Genomic DNA, 6,371 nt, shown 5'->3' with positions numbered 1-6,371 from the left:
AAGAGCAGCGCCCCGGCGAACGCGGCGAAGACCAGCCGCACATAGGAGAGCGGCGCCACCACCGAGGCATCGGCCAGGCGCAGGGCGCTGATCCACAGATGCATCCCCGCCGGGCCCAGCAGCCCGGCGCCCGCCAGCAGCAGGAAGTTGGTCCAGCCCGGCCAGGCGAGGCCGGGCAGGGCGAGGGGCAGCGTGCCGGCGGTGGCGATCAGGCCGATATAGAGCATGATCGTCTCGGTCCGCTCGGTGCGGGCGAGCGCCTTGGTGGTCAGCACGATGCCGGCGCCGCCCAGCGCCGAGCCGAGCGAGGCCGCCAGCGGCCAGTCCAGCGGCAGCACGCCCGGCCGCACCACCAGCAGCACGCCGAGGAAGCCCACCAGCGTGGCCATCCAGCGCCGGCGGCCGACGCGCTCGCGCAGCAGCGGCCCGGCCAGGGCGGTGACGAACAGCACCGAGGTGAAGGAGAGCACCGTGGCGGTGGCGAGGTCGAGCAGCGTCAGCGAGACGTAGTAGAGCCCCCAGGTGAGCAGCGAGCAGACGCCGCGCAGCGCGTGCAGCGCCGGCTTCGCCGTGCGCAGCACGCCGGGTCCGGCCGCCAGCAGCGCCGGCGCCACCCAGACGACCTGACCCAGGCAGCGGAACAGCAGTTGCGTGGAGAGGGGGATGCCGCGGGCACTGAGCCAGCGGATCATCAATGCCTCATAGGCGAAGAGCAGCGCCGCGCCGGCCATCAGGGCGGCGCCGCGCAAATTGCCGGGCAGGGTCATTCCACGCGCCACAATGCCCGCGGGCGGCGGCGGCCAAAAGGGGCGCGGCGCGGGAATCTCCCTCCTCCGCGCGCCGGAGGCCAGGGGCGGATTGACGCCTCCCCCCGCCGCGCCCAGCCTTCCGCCCCGCATCGAGAGAGGAATCGGCGGCATGGTCCTGAAGCAGGAGAGCGCGGCGGCGGAGGGGATGGCGGGGCCGATCCTGGTCTGGGGCGCGGGCGCCATCGGCGGCACGGTGGGGGCCGCGCTGGTGCGCGCCGGCCATGCCGTGGTGTTCGTCGACATCGAGGCCGAGCACGTCGCCGCCATCCGCGACCCGGCGCGGGGCCTGGCCATCGAGGGGCCGCTGGAGAACTATACCATCCACGCCCCCGCCTTTACGCCGGAGGCGCTGCGCGGCCGCTACGCCCGCGTGCTGCTCTGCGTGAAGGCGCAGCACACCGAGGCCGCCGCCCGCGCCCTGCTGCCGCATTTGGCGGAGGAGGGCTATGTCGTCTCCCTGCAGAACGGGCTGTGCGAGCCGATCATCGCTGGCGTGGTGGGAGAGGCGCGCACCGTCGGCGCCTTCGTCAATTTCAGCGCCGACTGGCTGGCGCCGGGCAAGGTCCTCTATGGCGGGCGCGGCGCCGTGGTGCTGGGCGAGCTGGATGGCAGCGAGAGCGCGCGGCTGGAATCGCTGCACCGGCTGCTGCGCCTGTTCGAGCCGGATGCCATCACCACGCCGAACCTTGCCGGCTATCTATGGGGCAAGCTCGGCTATGGCGCGCTGCTGTTCGCGCAGGCGGTGGGGGAGAAGGGCATCGCCGACTGCCTGGAGCGGCCCGAGCTGCTGCCGCTGTGGCGGGCGCTGGGCGGCGAGGTGATGCGCGTGGCCGCGGCCGAGGGCGTGGTGCCGCGCGGCTTCAACGGCTTCGAGCCGCATGCCTTCGCCCCCGGTGGAACCGAGGCGGAGGCGCGCGCCAGCGTCGCGGCGATGGTCGCCTTCAACCGGCCCAACGCCAAGACCCATTCCGGCATCTGGCGCGACCTGTGGGTGCGCCGCCGCACCACCGAGGTGGATGCGCAGCTCGCCCCCGTGGCCGAGGCCGGGCGCCGCCACGGCATCCCCACCCCCGCGCTGGACCGGCTGATCGGCCAGATCCACGAATGCGAGCGCGGCACCCGCGCCATGGACGACGCCAACCTGACGGAGATGCTGCCGGCATGAACATCCGCTTCGACAATGTGGTGGTCGCCGTCACCGGCGGCGGGCACGGCTTCGGCCGCGTCATCGCACGGGACTTCGCGGCGATGGGCGCGCGCGTCTTCGCCTGCGACCTCTCGGCCGCGGAGCTGGCCGAGACGGCGGGCGAGAGCGGCATCCGCACCGAGGCCTTCGACCTCACCGCCCCCGGCGCGGCGCGGGGCTGGATCGGCCGCGTGGTGGCCGAGGCGGGTGCGCCGGTCGGCGTGCTGGTGGCCAATGCGGGCGGCGTGCGCGGCCAGGTGATGCGCCCGGTGGACGAGGTGCCGGAAGCCGACTGGCACGCCATCTTCGACATCAACCTGCATGCCTGCTTCAACCTCTGCGCCGCCGCCGCGCCGGGCATGAAGCAGGCGGGGCGCGGCGCCATCGTCACCATCTCCTCCGGCGCCGGGCTGCAGCGCAGCCTGACCGGCATCCAGGCCTACTGCTCGGCCAAGCACGGGCTGGTGGGGCTGACGCGGCAGCTGGCGCATGAGCTCGGGCCGCACGGCATCCGGGTGAACTCGGTGGCGCCGGGCTTCATCCCCTCCAACCCCGCCTCCATCGCGCAGTTCGAGAGCTACGGCGCCGAGGGGCAGCAGCGGCTGGTGGAGGGCATCGCGCTACGCCGGCTCGGCGAGGCGCAGGACATCGCCGACGCCGTCACCTTCCTGGCCAGCGACCGCGCCAAGTGGATCAGCGGCCAGATCCTCAGCGTGGACGGGGGAAAATGAAGAAGGCCCGCCTGGCGCTGTACGCCGGCGGCACGCTGGCGGTGGCCTGGCTCGGGCTGGTGTGGCTGGAGGCGAGCGGGCCGTATCTGCTGCCCCGGTCGGTGCTGGGCGGGATCGGCATGCTGGCCTACGCCGCCGTCGCCGTGGCGCTCTGCTGCTGGGCGGCGGTGCGGGGCGGATGGCATTGGGCGGCGGCCCTGGCCGGGGTTCCGATGGTGCTCCTCGTGGGCCTGGTCATGGTGGGGCTAGTGGAGCTGTTCACCGCGCGCGCGGTGCTGGCCGAGGTCACGCTGCCCGATGGCCGCCGTCTGCGGCTGACCCAGGAGCCGGTGCCCACGGACACGGTCTATGGACTGTGGCAACCGGATGGCCTCCGCTGGCGGCGGGCCCTGCCGGAGATGGCGCTCGGCTATTCGGAGGATGGCCGGTTCACGGAGGAACCCGGCCTGGCGCTGTCGCCGGACAGGCAATTTCTGGCGGTGCGGCGCGGCGGGTTCTGGATGGACTGCATCCGCGTCGCTCCGGTGCTGGAGACATGCTCCCCTCCGGCCATAAGCTGGCAGTCGCCCGCCGCCGCATTCGCCGCCCGCTCGCGGCGGATCGCGGCGCTGGCCGGCCTGCCCGCCGAATGAAGGGCAGGCCGCCCGCGCCTCAGCAGCCGCGCGCCGGCGGCGTTTCGCGCTGGCGGTGCAGCACCATGCCGCCATGGTGCAGCACACCGTCGATGAAATCGCCATCGGCGGTGAAGCCGGTGTCGTCCCAGTATTCGATGTGGCTGCCGGCCACCGCGTAGCGGCCCTTGTAGGCGCATTCGCGCCCGCCACGGGCTTCCTCGTAGCGCCCGTTGGGCAGCAGGTGGTGGCGTATGCGGCCATCCGCCGTCACCCACATTCCGGCATAGGGGTGGGTGGCGGCCGTCTCGGCCGCCGCGGCGGGGGCGCCGGCCAGCATCGTCAGCAGGGGTGCAGCCAGCAGGGGGAGGGCGCGGGCGATGGTCATGGCTTTGTTCCTTCCTCCGGTCTCAGCCACGGGCGGCGGTGGGGCGGATGACGATCTCGCTGACATCCACATCCGCCGGCTGCGCGATGGCGTAGCGCACGGCGCGGGCGATGGCGTCGGGCTTCAGGGCGATGGCGCGGTAGTCGCGCATCATCGCCGCCGCGGCGGGGTCGGTGATGGTGGCGGCGAGGTCGCTCTCCACCACGCCGGGGTGGATGCAGGTGACGCGCAGCGCGTCATGCTCCTGCCGCAGCCCGTCCGAGAGGGCGCGCACGGCGAATTTCGTGGCGCAATACACCGCCGCCGTCGGCACCACCGAGAGCGCGCCGATCGAGGCGATGTTGACGATGTGCCCGGCGCGGCGCGCGCTCATCTCCGGCAGCACGGCGGCGATGCCGTTGAGCACGCCCTTGATGTTCACCTCCACCATGCGGTCCCACTCCTCGACCTTCATCGCGGCCATGGGCGAGAGCGGCATGATGCCGGCATTGTTGACCATCACGTCGACCGGCCCCCAGGCTTCGGCCGCCGCCTCGGCCAGGGCGCGGACATCCTCGCGCCGCGTCACGTCCGCCGGCCGCGCCAGGGCGGTGTGGCCCGCCGCGCGCAGCGCCGCCACGATGGCCTCCAGCCGCTCCGTCCGGCGGGCGCCGAGCATCACCCGCGCGCCGGCGCCGGCCAGCTCTCGGGCGATGGCCTCGCCGATCCCGCCCGAGGCGCCGGTGACCACCACAACCTTTCCGTCCAGCATCGTCCTCTCCTTCGCTTCCGGAACGGGGGTGAAGCTAGGGAGGCTGGACCGGTGGCGGAATTCGCCTATTGCTGCATGCGCCGGTAAGCAGAGGTTACCAATGACGCCCGACCTCAAGGCCCTGCCCGCCTTCCTCGCCGTGGCGGAGACGCGCAGCTTCCGCGCCGCCGCCGAGCGGCTCGGCGTCACCCGCCCGGCGGTCAGCCAGGCGATCGGCGGGCTGGAGGCGGATCTCGGCCAGGCGCTGTTCCGCCGCACCACCCGCAGCGTCAGCCTGACCGAGGCGGGGGAGGCGCTGCACCGCGCCGTGGCGCCGGCCATGGCCGAGATCGGCACCGCGCTGCGCACCGCGCGGGACCGGGAGACGCGGCCGGGCGGCCAGCTCCGCCTCGCCGTCTCCTCCATCGCCGAGGAATTCCTGGCCGGGCCGATGCTGGCCGCCTACGCCGCCGCCTGCCCCGGCGTGCAGATCGACATCACCGTGACCGACGAGGAGCACGACATCGTCGCCGGGGGCTTCGATGCCGGGGTGCGGCTGGGCGAGGTGATCGAGCAGGACATGGTCGCCATCCCCGTCTCCGGCCCGCAGCGTCAGCTCGCCGTCTGCGCGCCGGCCTATCTGGCGCGGGCGGGGCGGCCGGCGCATCCGCGCGAGCTGGCGCGGCACCGCTGCATCGGCTGGCGGCCGGCGCCGGGCGTAGCACCCTATCGCTGGGAGTTCGCCGAGGGGGGGCGGGATTTCGCCGTGGCGGTGCAGCCGGAGATCACCACCAACGAGATGGGGCTGATGATCCGGCTGGCCCTGGCCGGGGCGGGCATCACCTTCGGCATGGCGGAGAGCTTCCGGCCCCATCTCGAGCGCGGGGCGCTGGTGCCGGTGCTGGAGGAATTCTGCCCGCGCTTCCCGGGCTTCTACCTCTACTTTCCCAGCCGGCGGAACCTGGCGCCGAAGCTGCGGGCGCTGGTGGATCTCCTCCGCGCCCGCTGAGGCTCCCGCCGAACGCTGGCGCTCAGTCCGCCGTGGCGCCGCTGGCGCGCACCAGCGGCACCCAGAAATCCAGCTCGCTCCGCAGGAAGGCGGCGAAATCCTCCGGCGTGCCCTTCTCGATCGGCGGCAGCTCCATCTCCCGCAGCCGCTGCGCGGTGGCCGGCTCGGTGACGGCGGCGCGCGCCGCCGCGTTCATCCGTGCCACGATGGGCGCGGGCGTGCCGGCGGGGGCGAAGACGCCGAACCAGCTATAGGCCTTGTAGCCGGGCAGCCCGGCCTCGGCGGCGGTCGGCACCTCGGGCATCAGGGCGGAGTGCTGGTCGGTGGCGATGGCCAGGCAGCGCAGCGCGCCGGCCTTGTGGTGCGGCGCGATCAGCGCCGGCGTGTCGAAGGCGATGGCGACCTGGCCGGCCAGCAGGTCGTTCAGCATCGGCGCGCTGCCGCGATAGGGCACATGCGTGGCCTCGGCGCCGATGGTGTTGAGGAAGCTCACCGCGGCGATGTGCGCCGAGCCGCCCGCGCCGCCCGTGCCATAGGCGTATTGGCCCGGATTGGCCTTCAGCAGCGCGACCAGCCCGGCCAGGGTGGTGACGCCGAGCGCCGGATGCACGGTGATGCAGATGGGCACCAGAACGGTGGGCGCGACCGCGACGAAATCCTTCACCGGGTCGTAGGGCAGCCGCTCGCGGTAGAGGCCCACCGCCAGCACATGGGTGGAGATGGTGCCCATCAGGAAGGTGGAGCCGTCGGCCGGGGCCTTGGCCACGGCGTCGGAGCCCAGCGTGCCGCCGGCGCCGGCGCGGTTCTCGATGACGACGGGCTGGCCCAGCACCTCCTGCATCCGCGGCGCCAGCAGGCGGGCCGAGACATCGGTGCTGCCGCCGGCGGCGAAGGGCACCACCATGCG

At 73.6% G+C, this 6,371-nt stretch carries 8 protein-coding genes; 4 read left to right on the top strand and 4 right to left on the bottom strand.

What is annotated here, in order from left to right:
• The coding region (locus ACZJYS_RS21810; protein WP_493180304.1) for a DMT family transporter at positions 1-767 on the bottom strand (767 nt) is incomplete at its 3' end.
• Positions 768-918: 151 nt separating this feature from the next.
• Between ACZJYS_RS21810 and ACZJYS_RS21805 the strand changes: the two genes are divergently transcribed.
• From ACZJYS_RS21805 to ACZJYS_RS21795, 3 genes are read left to right on the top strand one after another with little or no spacing between them, the layout of a single operon-like run.
• A complete protein-coding gene (locus tag ACZJYS_RS21805; protein ID WP_493180303.1) occupies positions 919-1,974 on the top strand; it encodes a ketopantoate reductase family protein in 1,056 nt (351 codons plus the stop codon).
• Positions 1,971-2,726 carry an SDR family NAD(P)-dependent oxidoreductase gene (locus ACZJYS_RS21800; RefSeq protein ID WP_109516436.1) on the top strand — a complete coding sequence of 252 codons (756 nt, stop codon included), beginning with the start codon at positions 1,971-1,973 and terminating at the stop codon, positions 2,724-2,726. The genes ACZJYS_RS21805 and ACZJYS_RS21800 overlap by 4 nt, the downstream gene beginning before the upstream one ends.
• Entirely contained in the window at positions 2,723-3,358 is a 636-nt protein-coding gene (locus ACZJYS_RS21795) for a hypothetical protein (protein WP_109516437.1), read from the top strand. The genes ACZJYS_RS21800 and ACZJYS_RS21795 overlap by 4 nt, the downstream gene beginning before the upstream one ends.
• Before the next feature lie 19 nt (positions 3,359-3,377).
• Here the strand turns inward: ACZJYS_RS21795 and ACZJYS_RS21790 are convergent, their stop codons facing one another.
• Positions 3,378-3,725 carry an Atu4866 domain-containing protein gene (locus tag ACZJYS_RS21790; RefSeq protein ID WP_493180302.1) on the bottom strand — a complete coding sequence of 116 codons (348 nt, stop codon included), beginning with the start codon at positions 3,723-3,725 and terminating at the stop codon, positions 3,378-3,380.
• Positions 3,726-3,747: 22 nt separating this feature from the next.
• The gene (locus ACZJYS_RS21785) at positions 3,748-4,476 is read right to left on the bottom strand and encodes an SDR family oxidoreductase (RefSeq protein ID WP_493180301.1); all 729 of its coding nucleotides are present in this window, start codon (positions 4,474-4,476) and stop codon (positions 3,748-3,750) included.
• Between the two features lie 100 nt (positions 4,477-4,576).
• Between ACZJYS_RS21785 and ACZJYS_RS21780 the strand changes: the two genes are divergently transcribed.
• The gene (locus ACZJYS_RS21780; RefSeq protein ID WP_109516440.1) at positions 4,577-5,464 is read left to right on the top strand and encodes a LysR family transcriptional regulator; all 888 of its coding nucleotides are present in this window, start codon (positions 4,577-4,579) and stop codon (positions 5,462-5,464) included.
• Between the two features lie 22 nt (positions 5,465-5,486).
• Here the strand turns inward: ACZJYS_RS21780 and ACZJYS_RS21775 are convergent.
• Positions 5,487-6,371 (bottom strand): Bug family tripartite tricarboxylate transporter substrate binding protein (locus tag ACZJYS_RS21775; RefSeq protein ID WP_493180300.1); only part of this gene is annotated, 885 nt, incomplete at its 5' end.

The organism is Roseomonas sp. TS2 (assembly GCF_058833935.1).
Note: the sequence above shows the minus strand (reverse complement) of the source record. Positions and strands in the feature narration are given on the sequence as shown.

Coding starts and splice junctions, on each gene's coding strand:
- ACZJYS_RS21805 (WP_493180303.1), top strand. CDS start 919: ATGGTCCTGAAGCAGGAGAGCGCGGCGGCGGAGGGGATGGCGGGGCCG.
- ACZJYS_RS21800 (WP_109516436.1), top strand. CDS start 1,971: ATGAACATCCGCTTCGACAATGTGGTGGTCGCCGTCACCGGCGGCGGG.
- ACZJYS_RS21795 (WP_109516437.1), top strand. CDS start 2,723: ATGAAGAAGGCCCGCCTGGCGCTGTACGCCGGCGGCACGCTGGCGGTG.
- ACZJYS_RS21790 (WP_493180302.1), bottom strand. CDS start 3,725: ATGACCATCGCCCGCGCCCTCCCCCTGCTGGCTGCACCCCTGCTGACG.
- ACZJYS_RS21785 (WP_493180301.1), bottom strand. CDS start 4,476: ATGCTGGACGGAAAGGTTGTGGTGGTCACCGGCGCCTCGGGCGGGATC.
- ACZJYS_RS21780 (WP_109516440.1), top strand. CDS start 4,577: ATGACGCCCGACCTCAAGGCCCTGCCCGCCTTCCTCGCCGTGGCGGAG.